The sequence below is a fragment of the [Clostridium] aminophilum genome (genome assembly GCF_900101295.1).
In the GTDB taxonomy this organism is placed as follows: Bacteria; Bacillota; Clostridia; order Lachnospirales; family Lachnospiraceae; genus Clostridium_R; species Clostridium_R aminophilum_A.
The window spans coordinates 60260-82634 of record NZ_FOIL01000006.1 but is presented as its reverse complement, the minus strand read 5'-3'; the positions used below and the strand labels follow the sequence as shown (position 1 = coordinate 82634).

General features: G+C 46.5%; 19 protein-coding genes and 1 pseudogene. 17 read left to right on the top strand and 3 right to left on the bottom strand.

Annotation, left to right across the window (positions count from 1 at the left end; translation table 11 throughout):
- Window positions 1-137: 137 nt before the first annotated feature.
- The 3 genes from BMW41_RS03185 to BMW41_RS03175 form a co-directional block, all read right to left on the bottom strand.
- The gene (locus BMW41_RS03185; RefSeq protein ID WP_074648790.1) at window positions 138-1172 is read right to left on the bottom strand and encodes a glycosyltransferase; all 1035 of its coding nucleotides are present in this window, start codon (window positions 1170-1172) and stop codon (window positions 138-140) included.
- A gap of 174 nt (window positions 1173-1346) precedes the next feature.
- Entirely contained in the window at window positions 1347-3368 is a 2022-nt protein-coding gene (locus tag BMW41_RS03180; RefSeq protein WP_074648788.1) for an oligosaccharide flippase family protein, read from the bottom strand.
- A 7-nt stretch (window positions 3369-3375) separates the two neighbouring features.
- Window positions 3376-4395, bottom strand: a complete 1020-nt coding sequence (locus BMW41_RS03175; RefSeq protein WP_074648787.1) for a glycosyltransferase family 2 protein — start codon at window positions 4393-4395, stop codon at window positions 3376-3378.
- 899 nt (window positions 4396-5294) lie between these two features.
- Between BMW41_RS03175 and BMW41_RS03170 the strand changes: the two are divergent.
- The 17 genes and pseudogenes from BMW41_RS03170 to BMW41_RS03085 all read left to right on the top strand — a co-directional run.
- Window positions 5295-6008 (top strand): annotated as a pseudogene (locus tag BMW41_RS03170) (IS4 family transposase); the annotation flags it as partial.
- A 189-nt stretch (window positions 6009-6197) separates the two neighbouring features.
- Window positions 6198-6734: an acyltransferase gene (locus BMW41_RS03165; protein WP_074648822.1), complete on the top strand. Its 537-nt coding sequence runs from the start codon at window positions 6198-6200 to the stop codon at window positions 6732-6734.
- Window positions 6735-7088: 354 nt separating this feature from the next.
- The gene (locus tag BMW41_RS03160; protein ID WP_074648784.1) at window positions 7089-8021 is read left to right on the top strand and encodes an ORF6N domain-containing protein; all 933 of its coding nucleotides are present in this window, start codon (window positions 7089-7091) and stop codon (window positions 8019-8021) included.
- A gap of 579 nt (window positions 8022-8600) precedes the next feature.
- Window positions 8601-10043, top strand: a complete 1443-nt coding sequence (locus BMW41_RS03150) for an ATP-binding protein (RefSeq protein ID WP_074648781.1) — start codon at window positions 8601-8603, stop codon at window positions 10041-10043.
- 73 nt (window positions 10044-10116) lie between these two features.
- On the top strand, window positions 10117-10332 hold the full coding sequence (locus BMW41_RS03145; RefSeq protein ID WP_031475057.1) for a hypothetical protein: 216 nt from the start codon (window positions 10117-10119) through the stop codon (window positions 10330-10332).
- A gap of 58 nt (window positions 10333-10390) precedes the next feature.
- Window positions 10391-10855, top strand: a complete 465-nt coding sequence (locus BMW41_RS03140; protein ID WP_031475055.1) for a DUF4869 domain-containing protein — start codon at window positions 10391-10393, stop codon at window positions 10853-10855.
- A gap of 109 nt (window positions 10856-10964) precedes the next feature.
- Window positions 10965-11828 carry a hypothetical protein gene (locus BMW41_RS03135; protein ID WP_242870283.1) on the top strand — a complete coding sequence of 288 codons (864 nt, stop codon included), beginning with the start codon at window positions 10965-10967 and terminating at the stop codon, window positions 11826-11828.
- Window positions 11829-12278: 450 nt separating this feature from the next.
- Window positions 12279-12716 carry a DUF4869 domain-containing protein gene (locus tag BMW41_RS03130; RefSeq protein ID WP_074648778.1) on the top strand — a complete coding sequence of 146 codons (438 nt, stop codon included), beginning with the start codon at window positions 12279-12281 and terminating at the stop codon, window positions 12714-12716.
- On the top strand, window positions 12716-13696 hold the full coding sequence (locus BMW41_RS03125) for a translation initiation factor 2 (protein WP_074648777.1): 981 nt from the start codon (window positions 12716-12718) through the stop codon (window positions 13694-13696). The genes BMW41_RS03130 and BMW41_RS03125 overlap by 1 nt, the downstream gene beginning before the upstream one ends.
- A gap of 26 nt (window positions 13697-13722) precedes the next feature.
- Complete coding sequence (locus BMW41_RS03120; protein WP_074648775.1) at window positions 13723-14004, top strand: M20/M25/M40 family metallo-hydrolase; 282 nt, start codon at window positions 13723-13725, stop codon at window positions 14002-14004.
- Window positions 14005-14147: 143 nt separating this feature from the next.
- Window positions 14148-14366, top strand: a complete 219-nt coding sequence (locus BMW41_RS03115; protein WP_074648774.1) for a hypothetical protein — start codon at window positions 14148-14150, stop codon at window positions 14364-14366.
- A 114-nt stretch (window positions 14367-14480) separates the two neighbouring features.
- Window positions 14481-14840: a hypothetical protein gene (locus BMW41_RS03110; RefSeq protein ID WP_074648772.1), complete on the top strand. Its 360-nt coding sequence runs from the start codon at window positions 14481-14483 to the stop codon at window positions 14838-14840.
- Between the two features lie 218 nt (window positions 14841-15058).
- Complete coding sequence (locus BMW41_RS03105; RefSeq protein WP_242870282.1) at window positions 15059-17329, top strand: EAL domain-containing protein; 2271 nt, start codon at window positions 15059-15061, stop codon at window positions 17327-17329.
- Between the two features lie 261 nt (window positions 17330-17590).
- Window positions 17591-19429 carry a glutamine--fructose-6-phosphate transaminase (isomerizing) gene (glmS, locus tag BMW41_RS03100; protein WP_074648771.1) on the top strand — a complete coding sequence of 613 codons (1839 nt, stop codon included), beginning with the start codon at window positions 17591-17593 and terminating at the stop codon, window positions 19427-19429.
- Between the two features lie 197 nt (window positions 19430-19626).
- Entirely contained in the window at window positions 19627-20082 is a 456-nt protein-coding gene (locus BMW41_RS03095; protein ID WP_074648769.1) for a GtrA family protein, read from the top strand.
- 149 nt (window positions 20083-20231) lie between these two features.
- On the top strand, window positions 20232-21260 hold the full coding sequence (gene galE / locus BMW41_RS03090) for a UDP-glucose 4-epimerase GalE (RefSeq protein ID WP_074648768.1): 1029 nt from the start codon (window positions 20232-20234) through the stop codon (window positions 21258-21260).
- A 46-nt stretch (window positions 21261-21306) separates the two neighbouring features.
- Window positions 21307-22239, top strand: a complete 933-nt coding sequence (locus tag BMW41_RS03085) for a nucleotidyltransferase family protein (protein WP_074648766.1) — start codon at window positions 21307-21309, stop codon at window positions 22237-22239.
- The last annotated feature ends 136 nt before the right edge of the window (window positions 22240-22375 follow it).

Here is a 22375-nt window from a genome sequence, read left to right as displayed (position 1 = left end):
GTATGCATTGAAGAAGATGCAGTGGTTGGAGCATGTGCTTTAGTAAACCGGGATGTTCCAAAAGGAGCAACTGCTGTCGGAGTTCCATGCCGTATCATAGAAACAAAGAGCAGAACACTCCCGACAGCAGCATCCGGTTAACGGGCCAACAAAAGCAGAGGAAGCTTCCGTGACACCATTCGGTACGACAGATAAATTCTGCCCACAATTCCGGACACTGCCCCCGGAGAATGAAAGCAGAGCCATGAGGCTGCGCGAAGCCGAAGGGGGCATTTGGACAGATCCATGTCATGCGCGAGGGTCTGCATATGCTCTTTCAGGAAAGCGATGCAGAGATCCTTCTGGGGAATGTGCTTCTGGATACAGCGGTAGTAATTGGACAAAAGCTCCGTGTACCGGTAGATGCGGGCGCAATCCATGTCGTCTTCGGAAAAAAGGTCAGGGATGTTTGCGCCGATGAAGTCCATGTAATGGGTGAATGCAGCCTCATAGTCGCGGAAATTCCGGAGCGACAGGGTCTGGGTGGTGCTTCCGGAACGGGACCGCCGCAGGAGAAACGTTTCATTCAGGACGCAAACGGTCCGGGCGGAATTCAGAAGCGGCAGGATGATGTCCAAATCTTCGAAAAACTGGTTTTCACGGAACCGAAGGTTACTCCACACATTTCTGGTATAGAGCTGGCAGCATACGCTGAAAGCGAGCTGGCCGCGAACCTGCATTCGGACTGCGTCGTCGGACGGATAGACTCCTGCGTGAGAATGGCGGACTGTCTTCAGGCGGTCCGCTTTTTTCGGATCCAGGCGTGATCCTTCCGGATAACTGGCATAATTGCATTCCACGATATCCGCACCGGACGTTTTCATTGCGTCCACCATGACGGAGAGTGTATTGGAGCAGAAGGCATCGTCCGGATCCAGAAATGCAATCATATCCCCATGGCAGCGGTCAAGACCGGCATTTCTTGCCGCACTCTGCCCTTGGTTGGACTGATGGATGACCGAGATGCGGCGGTCTTTTTTTGTGTATTCATCGCAGACTTCTCCGGAACCGTCGGTGGAACCGTCGTCGACCAGGATGATCTCAAGATCGGAATAAGTCTGAGCCAGAAGGCTGTCTACTGCCTCATGGATATAGGGTCTGACATTGTATACCGGAACAATTACGCTGATCATGGGAATACCTTCTTTTGGTCGGATGGAGGCTGATATTTTTTTCAAAATGCTATATAAAAGATGAGTAGGATTTCGTCTTTATGATGAAAAATATACACGAATTTCTTTATGCAATCAAGCCGAAACGGTGATCGATGTGATAACAAAATTGAATTTGCAAAAAAAAAGACATCATCATCTTTTGGTCAGACACCACAGTACATTATCATCGTAATTTGCCGGCCCCAGGACCGGCTTTATTTTTTTGCCTTCGTAGTCCGACCCACGGATTTCTGTTACCAGAAATCCGGCTTGTCTCAGCATTTCGGGCGAATCCGTTCCGAAAACCCGGAGATGGTCCAGTTGACCGAAATGGAGGATCCGTTCTGATTCGGAGGTGATGGACGGATCTTCATATACGCTGTTCAATTTCCGGTCGACCGGAAACGAGAGAATGAGTTTTCCGCCCGGCCGAAGGATGCGATGCAGCTCACTCAGGGCTTTGCGGTAGTCTGAGACATGCTCCAGAACGTGATTGCAGATGATCATGTCGTAGGAAGCGTCCGGAAGGCCGGTGGCCTCGATATTGAGTTTGAGGTCTGCCGGGCGGTAGAGATCCGCGGTATCGGCGGTGAGTCCGTTTCGGTCCATCCAGAGGCGGAGCGAACTCTCCTGGGCAAAATGCAGTATCTTTTTATTCTTCATCCATGCTTTGTGCTCTTCCATCCATTCGATGAGAATTCGGTGGCGGGGGAGGGAAATGCATACCGGGCAGATCACATTCTGGTCGATCCCGTGGTATCGCGCCGGATTATACAGAGTGGGTTTCCGGTCAAATCCAATATCAATAAAACGTATCAGATGAGTGTCGCAGCATGGGCAGTAATACGGGAGTGCATTTTTCAGTAGTCTGCTGATACCCCGCGCGAGACGGGGCCGTACAATGCGGCGTACACGGCCGGCAGCTCTGTGAATGAGGTTTGCTCCAAAATTCATGGCTAAATCCTTTCTTATGAAATAGATACATAATATCCAGACGATGACTTCTGCTATCACCGTGGTGATGGCGGCACCGACACCGGAGAGCAGCGGAATCAGGAGAAGATTTGCTGCAAAATTGAACACTGCCCCGGCAATTTCGGCCTGAAGAAGCCGGTGTTCTTTTCCGGCCGGGATGAGAACCTGCCCGCCGAGAATATTGCTTGCGCCGATGGGAATCAGGGAGAGAAGAAGAATCCGGAAGGCCGGTACTGCCGGAAGATATGATTCGCCGCCGACGAGAAGGATAATGTACGGGGCCAGCGCAAAACAGAGGAAGGCGATCGCTGTCTGAAAGACCGTCACGAAGATCAGAGTTTTTGCGGCAAAGGATTCAAAACGGTCACGCTCCCCGTTTTTCCAGAGATTCGCAGTGATGGGAAGCGCCGAGCTCCATACCAGACCTCCGGTGGAGGCAAGGACGGATTTACCTTTGGCCGCAATGCTGTAAAGCCCGGTTTCATATTCATTTCTCATGAATCCGAGCATGGTCAGGTCAAGACTGTTGTATACATATACCGCACAGGTCATCATGAAAAAGGTGAGAATCGGGCGGAAATGCGCGGGATTGATCCGGAAATGAAAAGGAAAGTCCACATACCGGTGGAGTCGGAAAAACTGGATGAGACTGCTTCCGGAGGTGGAGAGGATGGACAGCGCCGCAAAGGGAAACAGATCGCTGGCAGAGCGGACAAAGAGAAGAATTCCGCAGAGGCATATTCCTTTGCAGAGCAAGGTGACGGCCGCAAGAAAACGGAATTTTTCGAGGCCTCGATAGAGCCAGTCGCAGCCGATCATCTGGAAAAGGATGGCGCTCCCGTAAATCAGAAGAAGGATTCGCTGCCCTTGGAATTTTGGAAGCAGCAGGACAATCAGAATATAGATTGTTCCTACGATTCCGGATAGAAGGACATTGATATTCCAGAGTTCTCCAAAGACGTTGCTGAGTTCTTTCCGGCTGCTGCTTTTTTCGGCACAGACGCGCATGGCATAGACGGGCATGCCGAGATTGGAAAGGAGAACGAAATATCCGGCAAAAGAGGACAGAAACGCGGTTCGGCCAAAGGCCTCGGGCTGCAGGATTCTCGTCACATATAACAGGGTTAAAAACGAAAATATATAAGTGATTACCTTGATCAGAAACTGAAAGGTAATATTGCGCAGAAGTCGTTGTATCATGTTTGAGTTACCTTAACAGAAGCGTCTGGGATGATCGATAAAACCGGTATAATCGGTAGAGCATCCGGTTGACCGCCATCGGGGAAACGTGATAGAACCACGCCGCCGCTTTCAGACGGAGAGAGCATTTCGATAGATCGATGGAGGCGGAAAGATCCAAAATACATTTATTCAGATAGCTCAGATAGCGTTCTTTCTGCGGAATCGGGTAAAGAATACCACGATAGTAGAAGCTTAGCATGGAGAATAACTGTTTTCTGCGGACAAAGTCCAGATCACTGTCGGTGAAGTACTGGGGAGAAAACTGACAGATATAATTCGTATAATGGGTATACGCCGCAGTAATGTCCCGGAGATTTTTCAGGTTCAATGTTTGAGTAATACTTTCGGGGCGACGGCGGTAAAGTATCAGAACTTCATTGAGAAGATAGACATTCCTTGCTGAGTGGAGAACCGGCAGAATGATATCCAGATCTTCAAAATTCTGCCCATTGCGGAAGCGAAAGCGGTTCCAGATTTCCCGGCGGTAGATCTTGCTCCATACCACATGTGTGATGGTTAGATACAGATTCAGCTTCATCGCTTCCGGACCGGAATAGAGACCGGACTGGTGGTTGGGAAGGGCCTTTTGCATAGGTGTGTTCCGGAGATTCGAGCGTTTTTTCCGGGGGAAGAAAGAAAAATTGCATTCCACAATGTCTGCTCCGGATGCTCTCATTGCTTTTTCCATCACTTCAAGCGCATTTTCGAGGAAAGCGTCATCGGAATCCAGAAAGGCAATAATATCCCCATGACAGATGTCGAGACCGGCATTTCGGGCCGCGCTTAAGCCGCGGTTTTCCTGATGAATAACCCGGATGCGGGAATCGATCTCAGCGTAGCGGTCGCAGATTTCGCCGGAGCCATCGGTAGAGCCGTCATCGATAAGAATGATCTCCAGATCCCGGAAGGTCTGGTGAATTACACTTTGGATCGATTCTTCAAGGTATGGCTTTACATTATATACCGGCACGATGACGCTGATCATAGAGCTACCCTTTCCCCCGCGTAAGTAATTATCTTATGTCACAAAAATCAACTAAGTAATTTTATCATGAAATGAATGAATGGAAAATAAAATTTGATGCGGATTATTTTGCTTTTTGTGCAGAAAAAGTGGATAGCTATTGCTTCCTCGCCTGGTTTTGTGCGGTAACTTGATTTTACCGATGGCAATAGACTATGTCTATTTTTTTGTGAACTTGAATTTGCGAAACTTATTGTACGTTATCACTTTCCATAATGTGTGCATATACTGCGGACATATAATATGCTATCTATTCAGTTTTCCAAATACGTGTATTCAAGTTAAGAATCTTTTGGCCACTATTATGAAACTGCAACTCGAAAATCTAATTCTATAGAGAAACTAAAGTAGCGTAAGCCACTCGTGGATATCATGCAGTACATGGAGATTTGATAAGGGGCGAGGTATGCCTGGTGGTATTCGTTTCATGGTCAGGGTTTGGAAGTAGAATTAGATGATGAGGAGGGGGATTCCAAAACGGGAAAATGGTAATATGAAGTAAAAAAGAGGTTAATGGGAGAATAGGGAGGAAAACAGTGAGAGAAAAAATTTATTCCTTTATTCGAGACAACAAAGAAGTTAGTATTCATGTAATAGCAGAGGCATTGGCGATTACGGAACTTAAAACACTAAAGTATGTTAATTCACTATATCGAGAATGCCGTGTTGAATTGTGTGTGCCAATACCGTTAGAAAATGGAGTAAACGATAGTTGCAGGTATAGGATTCGATAAAACATATCAAAATAGAATGACAGCCATCCGTTAAGGAAAGAATGAAAAAATGTAAAGACTTACTTCCATTGACTTCTTTTTTTGATTCATTATATATTGACTTTCTAGAGCTAAGAAAGTTTCGAACTTCTGAAATCTGCGCTTGGCGCTGGACACGTTGCGGATTATGTGCTTTTCGACAGCTGGTTTTCACCCCCGGCTCAGCTACTGGCGGTCAAAGACCTTGGACTTGATTCCATCGCAATGATCAGAAAGAGTAGTCGGATTCACTATGAATACGAGGGAAAAATGCTGTCTCTCAAGAAAATCTTCGGAATCTGTAAAAAACGCAGAGGTCGCAGCAAATATCTTCTTTCCGTCAATATCCTCGTCGGCAAAACACGGCAGATTCCAGCCAAAATCGTTTGTGTCAGAAACAAGAAGAACAAGAAAGACTGGGTTGACTTTATTTGCACCAATCCGGATCTTTCGGAAGAAGATATCATCCGAATCTATGGAATGCGGTGGCAGATCGAGGTTTTCTTCAAAACCTGCAAGTTGTATCTGAATCTGATTGGTGAGTGCCACAGTCTGTCTTATGATGCATTGACCGCCCATGTTGCAATCGTTTTCGCAAGGTATATGATGATTGCTTTAGAGCAGCGACGCACGATGGATTACCGATCCCTTGGAGAGATCTTCTTCCTGTTCACAGATGAATTAGCCGACATCACCTTTGGTGAGTCTTTTCGACGGATTCTTCAGGTGATGTTTGAGAGTATCTACGCAGTATTCGACGTCACCAACAATCAGATCGCCGCATTTATCGACATCTTTGTAGACCGTCTTGATTCCAGCTAGATGTCGAAAAGAGGGCCGGTACATAAAAAACGGCCCTAAAAATGGTGCAATCGGGTTATTTGACGCTTACGAAGATACCAAAATCCATGAGAAAAGAAAACAGGTTCAACACACCATTTCGGTGCGGGAAACTCATTACATATCCGTTTTCGTAAAGTTAATGACGAAAAGATGATAGGAGTCGCGGTGATGAAACCTTTAAAGTTTACATATGAGAAAATGAAGGGTAAACCCGCCCCATATTACTATGACTATTCGATGGCTACGATTATTGCCAAGCCAATTCGAAAGTGGTTGACAAATACGATTGCATCAAACTGCCCATTCAATTGTGTACGTATTTTTCTATATCGGTTATGCGGATTTAAATTTGGAAAGCATGTTTTTATAGGAATGCATTGTTATCTTGACGATATGCGGTATGATCTGCTTTCTATTGGAGATCATGTCAAGATTTCTTATGGAGTGTATTTTGCATGTCATGGTCGAAATCAGGATTATAATCCGATCTGGATCAAGGATAGGGCATACATTGGGATGAGAGCAAATATAATCAGCAAAAATGCGGACAGCTCAAAAAGAGGGGTATGCATTGAAGAAGATGCAGTGGTTGGAGCATGTGCTTTAGTAAACCGGGATGTTCCAAAAGGAGCAACTGCTGTCGGAGTTCCATGCCGTATAATAGAACCAAAGAGCAGAACAATCCCGACAGCAGCATCCGGTTAACGGGACAACAAAAGCAGAGGAAGCTTCCGTGACACCATTCGATACGACAGATAAATTCTGCCCACAATTCCGGACACTGCCCCCGGAGAATGATCCTTAACTTCCTGAGGATTTCCGACTAAAAGGAATTCCGACTCGAAAAATGACCCGAGATAGGGCTGAAAATTCAGCAAAATCAAGGGTTTCGGCCCCAAGCCATTGCTTTTCGCGAACAAGTGTGTATATTAATTTTCGGGAAGTTCACATTTATTGTAAATGCTTTTCCAATGTGTTATATTTTAATGAACTTGAGGTCGCAGCCACTTGAGGTCGCAAATTGCGACCTCAAGTTAATGTAAGTAGGAGAATCAAAATATGGCATCTGAAAAGAATAGACCTGCTGTAATACAAACTAATACAGCAATTCAAGATTCTAATGAGATTCAAAACAAAATATATACAATACGAAATCAGCAGGTTATGTTAGATAGTGACCTGGCTTTAATGTATCAAGTTGAGACAAAGCGATTAAATGAGCGTGTAAAGCGTAACATTGCAAGATTCCCAGAGAATTTTTGCTTTCAATTAACAAAGGATGAATACGATAACTTGAGGACGCAAATTGCGACCTCAAGTGAAGAGTATGGTGGACGTAGATATTTACCATATGTTTTCACGGAGCAAGGAATTGCAATGCTTTCAGCCGTACTGAATAGTGAAACGGCTATAAATGTAAGCATAAAGATAATGAATGCATTTGTGGAAATGCGTCGTTTCATGGCAAGTAATGCAATGTTGTTTGAACGCATCAGTGCAGTTGAGCTTAAACAGATAGAGTTTCAAAAAAAGACAGAAGAAAAATTTGATGAGGTCTTTGAGTATATTTCTGACCATGCTGAATCTGAACAAAAGATTTTTTATGATGGTCAGATATATGATGCATTTAGTTTGATAGCTTCGATTATTCAAAAGGCGACAAAATCTATTGATTTGGTTGACGGGTATGTTGATGTAGTGACGCTGAACCTTTTGGCAAAGAAGAAAAAGGGCGTTGGTGTTAAGGTTTATACTTTTCCAAAAACAAATCTTAGCCAAACAGATGTAAAGAATTTTAATGCTCAGTATCCAAAGCTTGAAGTAAAAATGACAAATGCTTTTCATGATAGATTTATGGTTTTGGATGATAAAACTGTTTATCATATAGGAGCTTCAATAAAGGATGCTGGCAAGAAGTGCTTTGGTATTACACTGATACAAGACGATACAATGGCTAATGACCTTATTAGTAGACTCAAAAAAATAAAATAGTTGCAATTAATAAATGCGAAAGCAGAAGATCATAAAAGGTCTGCTGCTTTTTTTGGGCCAAGAAAAGGGGGGATTTATTGGGAAGAATAAATATTGCACCTCCCTATCCCATCGAATAGTCATAGTAATAGGGAGCGGGTTTACCCTTCATTTTTTTATATGTAAACTTTAAAAGTTTTATCACCGCGCATCCAATACTCTCTCAAAAATTCATTTCTGGTTTCGTTTTTTGACAAAACACTGACACAACAGATTCACATACTGGTCTGCGCATTTACGGTTTTTGAAGCGAGAATTCAGCTTTCTCTTGTTATATGTGAACCCAAAATGCTCAGATGTCAGCCTGGCTAACAGATTCTCATAATACTGTTCCCATGAACTGTACTCACCGCTGTCGCAATAATCATAGGTTCTCATCAGTTCACCGCAACCGCTTAAGGAACTCAAATCATTTGAGGTCCTTTTTAAGTTGATGAAACTTAGATGTGAATATGCTTTAGTTGATAAAACTATTTTTTTTGTTCGTTGACAAAACTAAAATGAAACATTAAGATCTAAAATTAGAGAGGAGGAACTGAAATGACAGCCGAAGAATTAAGGGAAAAATTGGAGCTGATACAGAAGCTAAAATGTGAAACACCAACCTTGGAAATAAAAAGTGCAGAGAAAGGATGTCCCAAACATCTATATGATTCATTGTCCAGTTTTTCAAATCAGGATGACGGTGGAGTCATTGTATTTGGCGTGGATGAGGAACATGGTTTTAAAGAAGTGGGAGTATATGACCCGCAGGATATTCAAAAGAAAATAAATGAACAATGTTTACAAATGGAGCCGGTTGTCAGACCGTTACTAACGGTGGCGGAAAAAAATGGTCTGTTTTTTGTTGCAGCTGAGATACCGGGGGCAGATATTACAGAAAGACCGGTCTTTTATCAGGGGAGAGGCAGAGTAAAGGGGTCATTTGTTCGTGTGGGAGATAGCGATGAACCGATGACAGAATATGAAGTATACAGTTACGAGGCCTACAGGAAAAAGTATCAGGATGATATTAGAGTTGTTGAGAGGGCTACATTTGCAGCGTTAAATCAGGAAGCTGTTACAAATTATATTGGATTGCTGAAAACCGGGAAACCTAAGCTGGCAGCAATTCCGGATGATGAAATATATGAGTTGATGAGCATCAAGAGGAATGATCAAATCACACTGAGTACGGTCATGAATTTCAGCCCATATCCACAGGCATATTTTCCGCAGCTATGTATCGTTGCAACAGTTGTTCCCGGAAAAGAAATCGGAGAAATCGGCGAACAGGGCGAACGTTTTTTGGATAATCAGCGTATCGAGGGGAATATCCGGGAAATGCTGGATGGCGCCATGCAATTTGTGAACAGGAACATGCATACAAAGACGATCATCGATTCCAGGACCGGAAAGCGGGAAGATCGTACCGACTATCCGGTTACAGCGTTAAGAGAAACGATCCTTAACGCTTTGGTGCATCGTGATTATAGTATTCATACCGAAAGAATGCCCATCCAAATAACGATGTATGAAGATAGAATCGAGATTAGAAATCCGGGTGGTTTATATGGCAGAATCAGGATAGATCAATTGGGAAAAGTACAACCGGATACCCGTAATCCGATAATAGCAACGGAACTGGAAGTGTTGAAAGTAACCGAGAACAGATACTCCGGAATTCCGACGATTAGAAAAGCAATGCAGGAATACGGATTGCCCCAACCGGAATTTCTTGAGGAGAGAGGCAGTTTTGTTGTGAAGTTGTATAAGCACGGAGAAAATATTGCGGCTGTTCAAAATGAAAATAGTAAAAACAACGAGCTGATTAAGTTTTGTGAGATTCCAAGGACGCGAGCCGAGATATGTAAGTTTTTAGGCTTGAGCTCTGTTACGTATGCTATTCAGACTCATGTAATGCCGTTGGTGGAACAGGGAATACTCAAAATGAGTATACCGGATAAGCCAAAGAGTCCAAAGCAGATGTTTTATTGCGAGTAAAATGATGGAGGATGTACTATTTGGCATGCTGCATATAATTTGATATATAATGATGCAGAAAGGGGATCTGATTATGCATATATTTGATTACTCATTTCTGCAGAATGGACTTCTTCCTGCAGGATTGCTGAATATTACAACGGACATATATACGCTGCGTGTCATGGCCATGGGGAGAAAAGAACAGTTTGTAGAGGTATTCACGGAGTTGGCGGCAATTGCAAAGCTTCAGTCCGTCAAGAGTTCGAATGAGATTGAAGGTATAGATTGCTTTTCCGAGATTGTATAGAATTATATAGTTACGATGGATTGAAGGACTAATATTAAAAAAACGAAAAGAGAAAACTATGTTAAGAGTATGGTTTGGAGATAAAGAGAATGCCATATATAACACATCGGTGTTCTTTAAGAATCGATATAAAGATGAATGGATCACGGATGAATTTGCCAGAAAGGTAATTTCGGACGTAGACCATTCGGAAGTGATTGATGCAAATTGTATTCAGAGCCCGGTGTTAGGGAATATTTCCCCGTTACAGTTGTCCGGAGGAGTGAAAGCGTTAATTCTGATGAAACATTTGCCGGGAAAAGTATTTAACGCGTCTAATTGCGGAGATAACTGTGCGAAATGGATTTTAAAGCTCGGTCAGGAACAGGACTTTACGATTAATCTTTTTCATGTGATGGATTTTGGAGGTGGAGAGTTTGACATTCGAATTCTGAATGACAGAAAGCAGATTGTTCACAATATGCAGGAGTTCCTGATTGCGGGGGCATCCTACCTGAGAGAGGAGCAGAAGGATGCACGGTGAATACAAGATCAGGGTCAAGAATAGCAGAAATAGTTATTCATTTACCTTACGAAGAAATCTGACCATTTTAAGAGGGGAAAGCGGAAGAGGAAAGACAACACTTTTCGATATGATCCGTGAATACAACCGGTACGGCAAGGAAAGTGGAGTCAGCATCTCCTGCGACCGGGAACTGGTCGCGATTGAAGGGGATCAGTGGAAAGACGAGATTCTACGTAATCCAGGAAAGATTGTTATCATTGATGAGGACAGTCATTTCATTCGTTCGAAAGACTTTGCCGAAACTGTAAAAGGCAGTGACAATTATTATCTTTTGATAACCAGAAATTATCTGGAACAATTGCCAGTCAGTGTAGATGAGATTTACAGGCTTTCTGGGACAAAGAATAAGAGATTCGAGAAGATTTATACGGAAATTGAACGGATGTACGATGCTCCGGTAAGAAGATACTTGCCATTTCGACCACAAGTCATCATTACGGAAGATAAAAGATCCGGTTTTCAATTCTTTGAATCGGTCGCTAAGAAGATGGGGATTTCATGCGTGTCGGCAGAGGGAAAATCGCAGGTGCTCTCAACCTTAAACCGGTATTCGGAAATGGCTGTGGTGGTTGTTGCGGATGGAGCTGCGTTTGGCGCGGAAATGGAAGATGTAGTCAGGCAGCAGGCGTTACGCCCTCGGAAGATTGCACTATTTCTTCCTGAATCGTTTGAATGGATTGTTTTAAAGTCTGGGGTCGTAGAATTAGAGAATAATGAGCAATTGGACTCGCCGGAGTTATTTGCAAATAGCGAAGCGTTTATGAGTTGGGAACAATATTTTACAAAGCTTTTGATGGATGCTACGCAGAATTCAGAGTTTAAAAAATACCGGAAAGACAAGTTGGCAAACTACTACCTCCAGGATAGGGTGGTTCGGGAGATTGAGAAAGAAATCCCTGAAGTGGATCTGAAAGAATCGGAGGATAAGTAACGAAAAAGCGGTTACTCAGGCGCGGGCGTTAACAGATAGTCGGGGAGACCAGCTATGAAAAGTCAAGGTTAGATTAGGATGAAATTCTTTTTTGATATCGTTGGTAAAAAAGGGTAACCTTAATAAGGCTTCCGTATGGGCGCTTTTTGCTATAGTTGCTTTGCTAAAAGATTAGTACAGTTATTAAGAATGAGAAGGTAATCGATGTTAAGCATTTTTTTGGGATATGACAAAGGCGCGATATTGAACGTAGATACATATTTCAATAATACTTACGATGAAGCTTATTTTGACGATCCGTTTGTTAGGAAGATCGTAAGCACGGTTGATCATTCGGAAGTGCGAAAAGTTGATCCTTGATATTGCAGAGAAGAAAAATATAAAGTGCAGTCTGAGCGGATATGATATCCACTGTGGACATAGTATAGGGACAGCTCAGTTGGAGGAGTTATGCTGAATATTTATTATGGAGACATGGAGGATGTGATTTATAATACCTCGTCGTATTTTAAGTTTAATTATGACCCGAAATGGTTTGAAGATCCGGACGTTGTTGCGATGGTTAAGGATGTCGATCAGTCAGATGTACTTGGGAATGGTGCGATTGATAGTCCGGTATTGGGCGTAATCGCTCCGGTATCGCTGTCGGGAGGCGTGAAGACGCTGATTCTGATCGATAAGGTCACGGACAAGGTTTTTAATGCATCCAATTGCGGCGATAATTGCGCGGCGTGGCTTCTACGTATCGGAAAAGAAAAGAATGTGACGGTGAATCTTCGCCATCTGATGGACTTTGGGGATGCGAATTTTGAAGTGAAGATCTTAAATACGGGGGAAGTGGTTCATAACATGGAAGAACTTCTTTCGGTTGCAGGGAGGTATGTCTGATGCATGGAGTGATACATTTGCTCGTACAGTCTGCTCATTTGAAGTATGAGATGGCCTTTTCTCGCAACATTACAATACTGAAAGGGGATAGTGCTACCGGAAAGACTACTTTGGTGGATATGATCCAGGAGTATTACTTGAATGGAGCAGATACCGGAATCAATCTGAGTTGTGATGTGCCATGCAGAGTGATTGCCGGGAATACATGGATGGAGCAATTGAATGGAATTCATAAAAGTCTCGTGTTTATTGATGAGGGGAATCGCTTTGTTGCGCAGCAGGAATTTGCACGGGCGATACAGGGAACGGACAATTACTATGTGATCGTTACCAGAGAGAGCATCAGTAATCTGCCTTACAGTGTAACGGAAATATATGGGATTCGAAGCGCGGGAAAGTATTCCCTTCAGGAGCCGGTGTATCATCATATGTATCGAATATACGGCGATTACAGATCTTTGAATTCGAATGAAGCAGTAAAGCTTCTTGTAGAGGATTCGAATTCAGGGTATGAATTTTTTTCGAAAGTATCCCCAAAAGAAGTGGAGTGTGTGTCTGCTCAGGGGGCCGGAAATATCTTTGGTATGTTGCAGACAGAGGAGAACAAAGAAAACATCGTTATTATCGCAGATGGTGCTGCATTTGGAGCACATATGGAAAAGGTTTATCAGGTCATGCTTCGGAATAAGGGCATTCAGCTGTATCTTCCGGAGTCTTTTGAATGGCTGATTCTATCTTCCGGAGTATTGAAGGACAAGGAAATTACAGAAATTTTGGAGAATCCTTCGGATTATATAGATAGTGAAATGTATATAAGCTGGGAGAGATATTTCACACATCTGTTAACAGGAAAAACGGTAGATACATATATGAGATATTCAAAATCCAATCTGAATCCCGCCTTTCTGCAGGGAAAGATCCGGGAGCAGATTTTGAGGATATTGCCTGAAACCCTAAGGAATGTATTGAGGGTGAAGTAGGTCGTACTGTCTATAGCAGTGAGGAAATGGAAGGACCGCATATCGCGCTGATCGGAGAGCTGGACGGCCTGAGCTGCCCGTCGCATCCGCATGCAACCGAAAAAGGATTTGCCCATGCCTGCGGACATTATGCACAGATCATATCCATCCTCGGCGCGGCTCTTGCGCTCACCGATCCGGAGGTGAAGGAGGCTCTGAACGGAAGTGTGACATTTTTCGCAGTGCCGGCGGAAGAGTTTCTGGACGCCTCGGTGAGGGCGGAGGTGCTGGAGACGGAGGGAATTAAATGCTCCGGCGGCCAATTGTGAACGGATGGGAAGGAAGGCTTGCAGACGGCAGATAACGGAGATGATTTCCGGCTCGTCAACTCGACAAAATATGGCGGTTAAGCTAAAATTGAGATAAAAGTTGTTTTGATGTTACAAATCCAACGAGAGAGGCCGAGAAACCCATGAACGAAGATTCGCGAATCATTATCGAAGAATACTGCAGAGCTCACCGACAGGCGAAAAAAGGCGATTTTCTTGGGGATATGGTAAAAATGGCATACAAGAAAAAAGGAGAACCGGAAGAGTGGAGAGCGGTTCGCCTGGAACAGTATATTTCGAAAGAAGAGGACCCGGAAATGAAAAAAGCTCTCGAAGAGCTTAATGCGTTTTTGTTCGGATAAACATATGATATAATTTCGATATTGTGCGGCAAAATGGCCTTAGACACAAACATCAGGGAAACGCTGATATAATCAGGGATTCCCAAGCATAATTCAGAAAAGGATGAGACCGCAATGAGCAAGGAATTATCGAAAAACGAATGTCTGGAAGGACTGGAAGACTGGATGATCCGCAGCATTTCACGGAAGAGAAATATCCCGATTGACGAGGCGATGAAGATTTTCTACCGTTACAAGCGTTCACACGGGCCGTATGACGGGACGGGGGATGCAAGATTTCTGGATCCGAAATCACTGGCGCAGTTTCTGGTGGAATTTGAGCCGGAGATGTATGAGAAAGAGATACAGGGGATTTCCGGGATCATCGCGGAGAAGAACGCGAAGCAGGTCCGGGATGAAGAAGAACTGAAAGAAATAAAGCGCATAAGAAAGACGAACAAACTGCCGGAAACGGAAACCAAGGACGGCCTTTAAAAAGAGAAAAAAGAAAAAATAACGCAATATTTATCAAAAAACGCAGCTGTTCAATGGTATAATATAGACAATTAAGAAATCCACTCGGGAAATATCTCAATATATTGTTTGCGTATTCCCTGTTTCAGGGGAGATGACTCAAGATAAGGGGGCAATGCAACTGCCCGGTTATACTATTGATTTGGACGAAACCACCCCGGAGATCAGGAGGTGATTGCGTGAGAAAGATAATTCGAGGCCGAAACGGTCAGCGGAAGATAACGCTGCTGTTGACCCTGATGATACTGTTGACACTTCTGCTTGCGGAGACCATGATCGTTTGTGCGCAGTCGGAAAGTGCAGTGGCGCAGTCAGGAAGTGCGGCGGAACCGTCGGAGATCTTAACGGTTGGTGTGCCGACGGATCGCTGCCCGATCTTCTACCGGGATCCGGAAAACGGAGAGATTTCGGGAATCGGCGTGGATCTGATGGTTACTGCCGCGGAAAAGGCCGGATATCGGGCCGAATTCCGGGAGATCACGGAAAAATCGCTGAAGGCGGCGCTGGATAATGAGTCCTACGATGTGGTCATGCCGTTCGGAAGCGCATTGACCAGCGAGTCGGGAAAACCGAGCATCGTGACGGATAACCTGATGCAGACGCCATTTACGCTTGTCACAAAGGGTCGGCAGGATATGCCACCGCTCAATAAGCTTCATGTCGGAATGCTGAAGTCCCTGGCGGCGGGGGCGGAGACCGTGAACAAGCTCTATCCTGGGATCGAAATTACACTGTACGGAACGATGGATGAATGCGTGAAGGCTCTCCGGGACGGTAAGGTGGACGCACTTTTACACAATTCCTATGTCTGGAGTTATGTCCTGCAGAAACCGTCCTACTCGGATCTGATGGTGCAGCCTTCCGCCATGTTCTCCATGGATTTCCGTATCGGAACGACGAATACGCCGGCCGGACGGGAGAAAGTTGCCCGGCTGAACCGGGGAATCGTTTTGCTGGACTATAACCGCCGGCAGGCGGTGATTCTGGATTATACATCCCGAAGACTGTACCGGTATGATCTGGGCGATTATCTGTATCAGTACGGTCTGCTTCTGTTTTTGAGCGGTCTGGCGCTGGTCTTTCTGATTGTGATTGCGATTCAGCGCCAGCGCGCCATGAAGCGGGAGCAGGAAGAGAAAATGCGGAAGATGGTCGATTACGATCAGCTGACCGGCGTTCTGAGCCTTACCGGCTTCCGGAAAAAAGCGGAGGAGCTGATTCGGGCGCATCCGGACATCGCCTACATGATTTCGTACAACAATATCAAGGATTTCAAATACATCAATGAGAGTTTTGGAAAGCAGGCGGGCGACGAGCTGTTGCGTTTCTGGGCGGACCGGTCGATGGAGAGGCTTTCGGAGGAGGAGGCCATCGGACGGCTGGAAGGCGATCATTTCGCGGTGCTCCGCCGGGTGAACGGCATGGAGAATATGCGCGGGGATGAGAAGGATGTCTTTGAACTGGTGAGGGATTTCTTTATCGCGAAGGGAAAAGACAACAGGGTCCTGATCTGCAGCGGAATCTACGTTCTGACACCGGAAGATTACTATCATATTGATGTGGATCAGATGCTGGATTATGCCCGCGTGGCGGAGCGAAAAGTGCGCGACAGCGGAAAGGACGGGTATGCTTTCTACAATCAGGATCAGTGGGAGAGAGGAAAGCGGATGGCGGATATCGTCGGACATCTGACCACGGCGATCCGCGACGGTGAGATACGGGTCTGGTACCAGCCGCAGGTGGATTACAAAGAGAAGAAGATCACCGGAGCCGAAGCGCTCTGCCGTTGGGAGCACAATAAACTCGGATGGCTGAGCCCAGGCGAATTCATTCCGATTCTGGAGGAGTCGGGTGGAGTGTACGAACTGAACAGTTTTGTCTGGGAGACGGTCTGCCAGGATCTTGCGCGGTGGAATGAGGAAGGAAAACATTTCTCCGTTTCTGTGAACATGTCGCGAAGCGATATTCAGTCCAATCCGGGCCTGCCGGAGTTTTTTGCGAATCTGACGAGAACGTACCGACTGTCACCGGATCAGCTGCGGATTGAGATTACAGAGACGGCCTATGTGGAAGATCCGGCCATCCTGATCGAGATGACGAAGAAACTCCGCAGTTATGGCTTTAAGGTGGAAATGGATGATTTCGGCAGCGGATACTCTTCACTTCACATGCTGAAGGAGGTTCCGGTGGACCGCATCAAGCTGGATCTGATGTTCCTGAGCGGCAGGGGAGATCCGAAAAAAGGCCGTGTGATCGTGTCGCACATGATCCGGATGATCCGTTCTCTCGGAATGGATATGATCGCGGAAGGCGTCGAGACGGCGGAGCAGGCGGATTTTCTGTGTGAGCGCGGATGCCCGGAAATGCAGGGGTATTATTATGCAAAACCGTTGCCGGCGGATGCGTTTGAAAAAATGCTGAACGGGGAGACGGAGTGCTCCGGGCTTTAGCAGTGAAAAAGAATACGTATTTCGGGGGCTTCAAAGAATCTTAATTCATTTGATGCCCCTTTTTTCTGCGTTTTATGGTAAAATTCGATAGACCGCAGGAACTATTGGAAATTGGCGGGATTAAAAGACGACTCCCTGCTTTCCGGGGCTGAGCAAAGGGCGGCACCGCAGAGGACAGGGATGAAAATAAACAGAAAAACGATTTAGACAATCATCGAAGGAACAATCAAAGAACCATCAAGAAAACAGAGGACAATATATATGTGTGGAATCGTAGGTTTTAATGGACATGTTCAGGCGGCACCAATCCTTCTGGACGGGCTCAGCAAGCTGGAGTACCGGGGGTATGACTCGGCCGGTGTGGCAGTTCGCAATGGCAAAAACGATGTGGAAATTGTCAAGGCGAAGGGACGTCTGAAGGCGCTCTATGAGAAGACGAACGACGGTCTGGCAATGGCGGGGGACTGCGGTATCGGACACACCAGATGGGCGACCCACGGTGAGCCGTCAGAGACGAATGCGCATCCGCACTGCAGTGATGACCGGAACGTGACGATCGTTCACAACGGCATCATCGAGAATTATCTGGAATTAAAGGAGATGCTGGAGAAAGCCGGCTATTCGTTCCATTCACAGACTGATACGGAAGTGGCGGCAAAGCTGATTGATTATTATGTCAAGAAATATCAGAAGGGACCGATCGACGCATTGTCCCGTTTCATGCTCCGCGTGCGCGGCTCCTACGCAATTGCGGTGCTTTTTGCGGAGTGCCCGGATGAGATCTACGCGATCCGCAAGGACAATCCGATGGTTATCGGCGTGAAGGACGGCAATACGTATATGGCGTCGGATGTGGCGGCGCTTCTTCGTTACACAAGAGATATTTATTACATTGGCGACAATGAGATGGCCTGCATGGGCAAGGGCGAGGTGACGTTCTACAACATTGACCAGGAAGTGATCGAGAAGGACGTCACGGAAGTAAAATGGGATGTCAATGCGGCCGAGAAGAACGGTTTTGAACATTTCATGATCAAGGAGATCCATGAGCAGCCGAGAGCGGTGAAGGATACCCTGAATTCGGTGGTCAAGGACGGAAAGATCGATTTTACGGCGCTGGGTCTGGATGAGGACCACATCCGAAACTTCCGCCAGATCTATATTGTGGCCTGCGGTTCCGCTTATCATGTCGGCGTGGCAGCGCAGTATGTACTGGAAGACATGGCGGAGATCCCGGTCCGCGTGGAGATCGCGTCGGAGTTCCGCTATCGTCACCTTCTGATCCCGGAGAATTCTCTCGTGATCATTGTCAGCCAGTCCGGAGAGACCGCGGATTCTCTGGCGGCACTGCGCATCGCGAAAGAACACGGCGCGGAGACATTGGCCATCGTCAATGTCGTCGGATCGACGATTGCGCGTGAGGCGGATCATGTCTTCTACACGCTGGCCGGCCCGGAGATCTCGGTTGCGACAACCAAAGCGTACAGCGCGCAGCTGATTGCATCCTATCTTCTGGCGATCGAGTTTGCGAAGGTAAGAGAGAAAATCACGGATGAGCAGTATGCGGGATATCTGGAGGAACTCCAGACCGTTCCGGGGAAGATTGAGAAGATTCTGGACGACAAGGAGAGAATCCAGTGGTTTGCCGCAAAATACGCGAATGCGCAGGATGTCTTCTTCCTCGGAAGAGGCATCGACTATGCGGTCAGCCTGGAGGGAAGTCTGAAACTCAAGGAGATCAGCTACATTCATTCCGAGGCGTATGCGGCCGGCGAACTGAAGCACGGCACGATCAGCCTGATCGAGAAGGGAACTCTCGTGATCTCGGTTCTGACGCAGCCGGATCTCTATGAGAAGATGATCAGCAACATGGTCGAGGTCAAGTCCAGAGGCGGATATCTGATGGGACTGACAACCTACGGCAATTACGGAATCGAGGATACGGCGGATTTCACGGCCTACATCCCGAAGACGGATATTCACTTTACGCCGAGCCTTGCGGTGGTGCCGCTTCAGCTTCTCGGATATTATGTCTCGGTGGCAAAGGGCCTGGATGTGGATAAGCCGAGAAATCTTGCAAAGAGTGTGACAGTAGAGTAAAATTAATCCAATAGCGATAGATTACTACATAGCGTTCACGCTGTGAGATTCGGGAAGGCGTGCAGCTGACTGCACGCTTTCTTCGTGGTATGGTAAAATCTCCGGATTCCTGTACCGAAAAAAACGCTCTGCGGGGGATCTACACAGCATAACACAGGGAGGCGCTGATCTTCGGTCAAAAAAAAGGGGGAGGGAACATGAGTACGGACGGTGCAAAAGCGGCATTGAAAAAACAGGGAAAAGAACTGGTAAACTACCTGATCGTCGGAATTATGACGACAATCGTCAGCCTTGTGATCTACTATGCGCTGACGTTTACGGTTCTGGAGCCATCCAATCCGCTGAAACTTCAGGCGGCGAATATCCTGTCCTGGATCGGCGCAGTGCTGTTTGCCTATGTGACGAATAAGCTGTTTGTTTTTCACAGCCATGGGGTCAATGTACTGAAGGAGTTTACCGCATTTGTGAGCTCCAGAGTCGGAACGCTCCTGCTGGATATGGCGATCATGTTTGTCGGCGTGACGGTCATGGGATACGACGACCGGATTATCAAGCTGCTGGTTCAGGTTGTGGTGACAATCGCAAATTATATTATCAGCAAGTTTTTTGTTTTCCGGCATAAAGCGCCGAAAAAGGCGGAGTCCGGAAACTGAGCGGACGGCGGAATATCCCGGGACTGTCCGATGAATCAGTGACCATTATCGGCGCGTTAGATCGGAAACTTTGCGGAAAAACGGATCAAAGAAAACGAAAAGAAATACAGAATTCCCGATCGCAGAATTCGTAGGGAAAGGAAAGAATCATGAAAATATTACTTGCGGGAGGAGCCGGATACATCGGTTCTCATACGGCACTTCAGTTAATGGCGGCAGGTCATGAGGTTGTGATCGCCGATAATTTTGACAACAGCTGTGAGGAAGCGGTAAAGCGCGTCAATGAACTCGCCGGGAAAGAAGCCGTTCTCTATGAGGCGGATGTCAGAGAAAAGGAAGCGCTCCGCCGCATTTTCCGGGAGCATTCGATTGACTGTGTGATTCATTTTGCAGGGCTGAAGGCAGTCGGAGAGTCCGTGAAGGAACCGATCCGCTATTACCGCAACAACATTGACACGACGCTGTCTCTTCTGGAGACCATGGCGGAAGCGGGTGTGAAGAATATCATCTTCTCTTCTTCGGCGACGGTTTACGGCGAGGAGAATCCGGTGCCGCTCCGCGAGACAATGCGCCGCGGATCCTGCACGAATCCGTACGGATGGACGAAGTACATGATGGAGCAGATCCTTCAGGATGCGTCCGCGGCAGATCCGGAGCTTTCCGTGGTCCTTCTGCGGTATTTCAACCCGATCGGTGCGCATCCGTCGGGCCGGATCGGCGAGGACCCGCAGGGAATTCCGAATAACCTGATGCCGTATATCTCACAGGTTGCGGTCGGAAGAAGAGATCATCTGACAATCTACGGCGATGATTATCCGACGCCGGACGGCACCTGCCGCAGAGATTACATTCATGTGATGGATCTGGCGGACGGCCACGTGAAGGCGGTGGAGTATGCGGTGAAGCATAAGGGCACCGAGATCTTCAATCTCGGAACCGGTACACCGTACAGTGTTCTCGAGGTGGTTCATGCCTTTGAGGAGAGCACCGGTGTGAAAGTGCCGTTTGAGATCGGACCGAGAAGGGCGGGGGATCTGGCGGAATGTTATGCGAATGCGGATAAGGCGCTGGAGATCCTTGGCTGGAAGACTACCAGAAATCTTGAGGATATGTGCCGGGATACCTGGAACTGGCAGAAACAGAATCCGATGGGATACCGGCCGGACAAAAAGCAGTAAACGGTGGTATAACCGGTAAAAATATGGGTATGGGAGAGTAGAGATTATGAAAACATCATTAGTGATTATGGCAGCCGGCATCGGTTCCCGATTCGGCGGAGGAGTCAAACAGCTTTCACCGGTGGGACCGAACGGCGAAATTATTATGGATTATTCCATTCACGATGCCATTCAGGCGGGATTTAACAAGATCATTTTTATTCTTCGGCCGGATATTGAGGAAGATTTCATGGAAGTGATCGGCAACCGCATTGAAAAGATCTGCAGCGAGTCCGGCGTGGAAGTGGATTATGCATTCCAGATGCTGGAGAATATTCCGATGGGATATGAGATTCCGGAGGGCAGAACGAAACCGTGGGGAACCGGACTTGCGGTTCTTTCCTGCAGAGCCATGGTTCATGAGCCGTTCTGCGTTATCAATGCGGATGACTATTATGGAAAAGGCGCATTTCAGGCGGTTCACGACTATCTGGTGAACTATGATCCGTCCCGTCCGATGGATTTCTGCATGGCAGGATTCATTCTCGGCAATACCCTCAGCGATCACGGAAGTGTTACCAGAGGCCTCTGTAAGGTTGACGAGGACGGTAATCTGACAGAGGTTGTGGAGACGCACGACATTCTCAAGACGGCAGACGGAGCGGAAGCGGACGGCAAAAAGCTCGACGTGAAATCGCACGTATCCATGAATTTCTGGGGCTTCACACCGGAGTATTTCGAGATTCTCGAAAAAGGATATAAGGCGTTCTGGGAAGATATTGCGGCCGGAAAGAGCGACCCGCTGAATGCAGAGTATCTGATTCCGATTCATATCGGCGATCTTCTGAAGAAGAAGGCAGTTTCGGTCAAGGTGCTGGAGACGAAGGACAAATGGTTCGGTGTGACCTACAAGGAAGATCAGCCGGTTGTTGTGGAGGCATTCCGGAAACTGATCGCGGACGGCGTATACCATGAGAATCTGTTTGAGGATTTGAAGTAATACCGCCGGAAGAAGCGGGCGGACATCCATTCCGGTTAAAATGTCCGGACAAGACATGGAGACGGGAAAGTTTTTTGAATTGACCGGGAACATATGATAAGAATAATGTTTTGGGAAGCAGTTTGCCGGTGCCGGT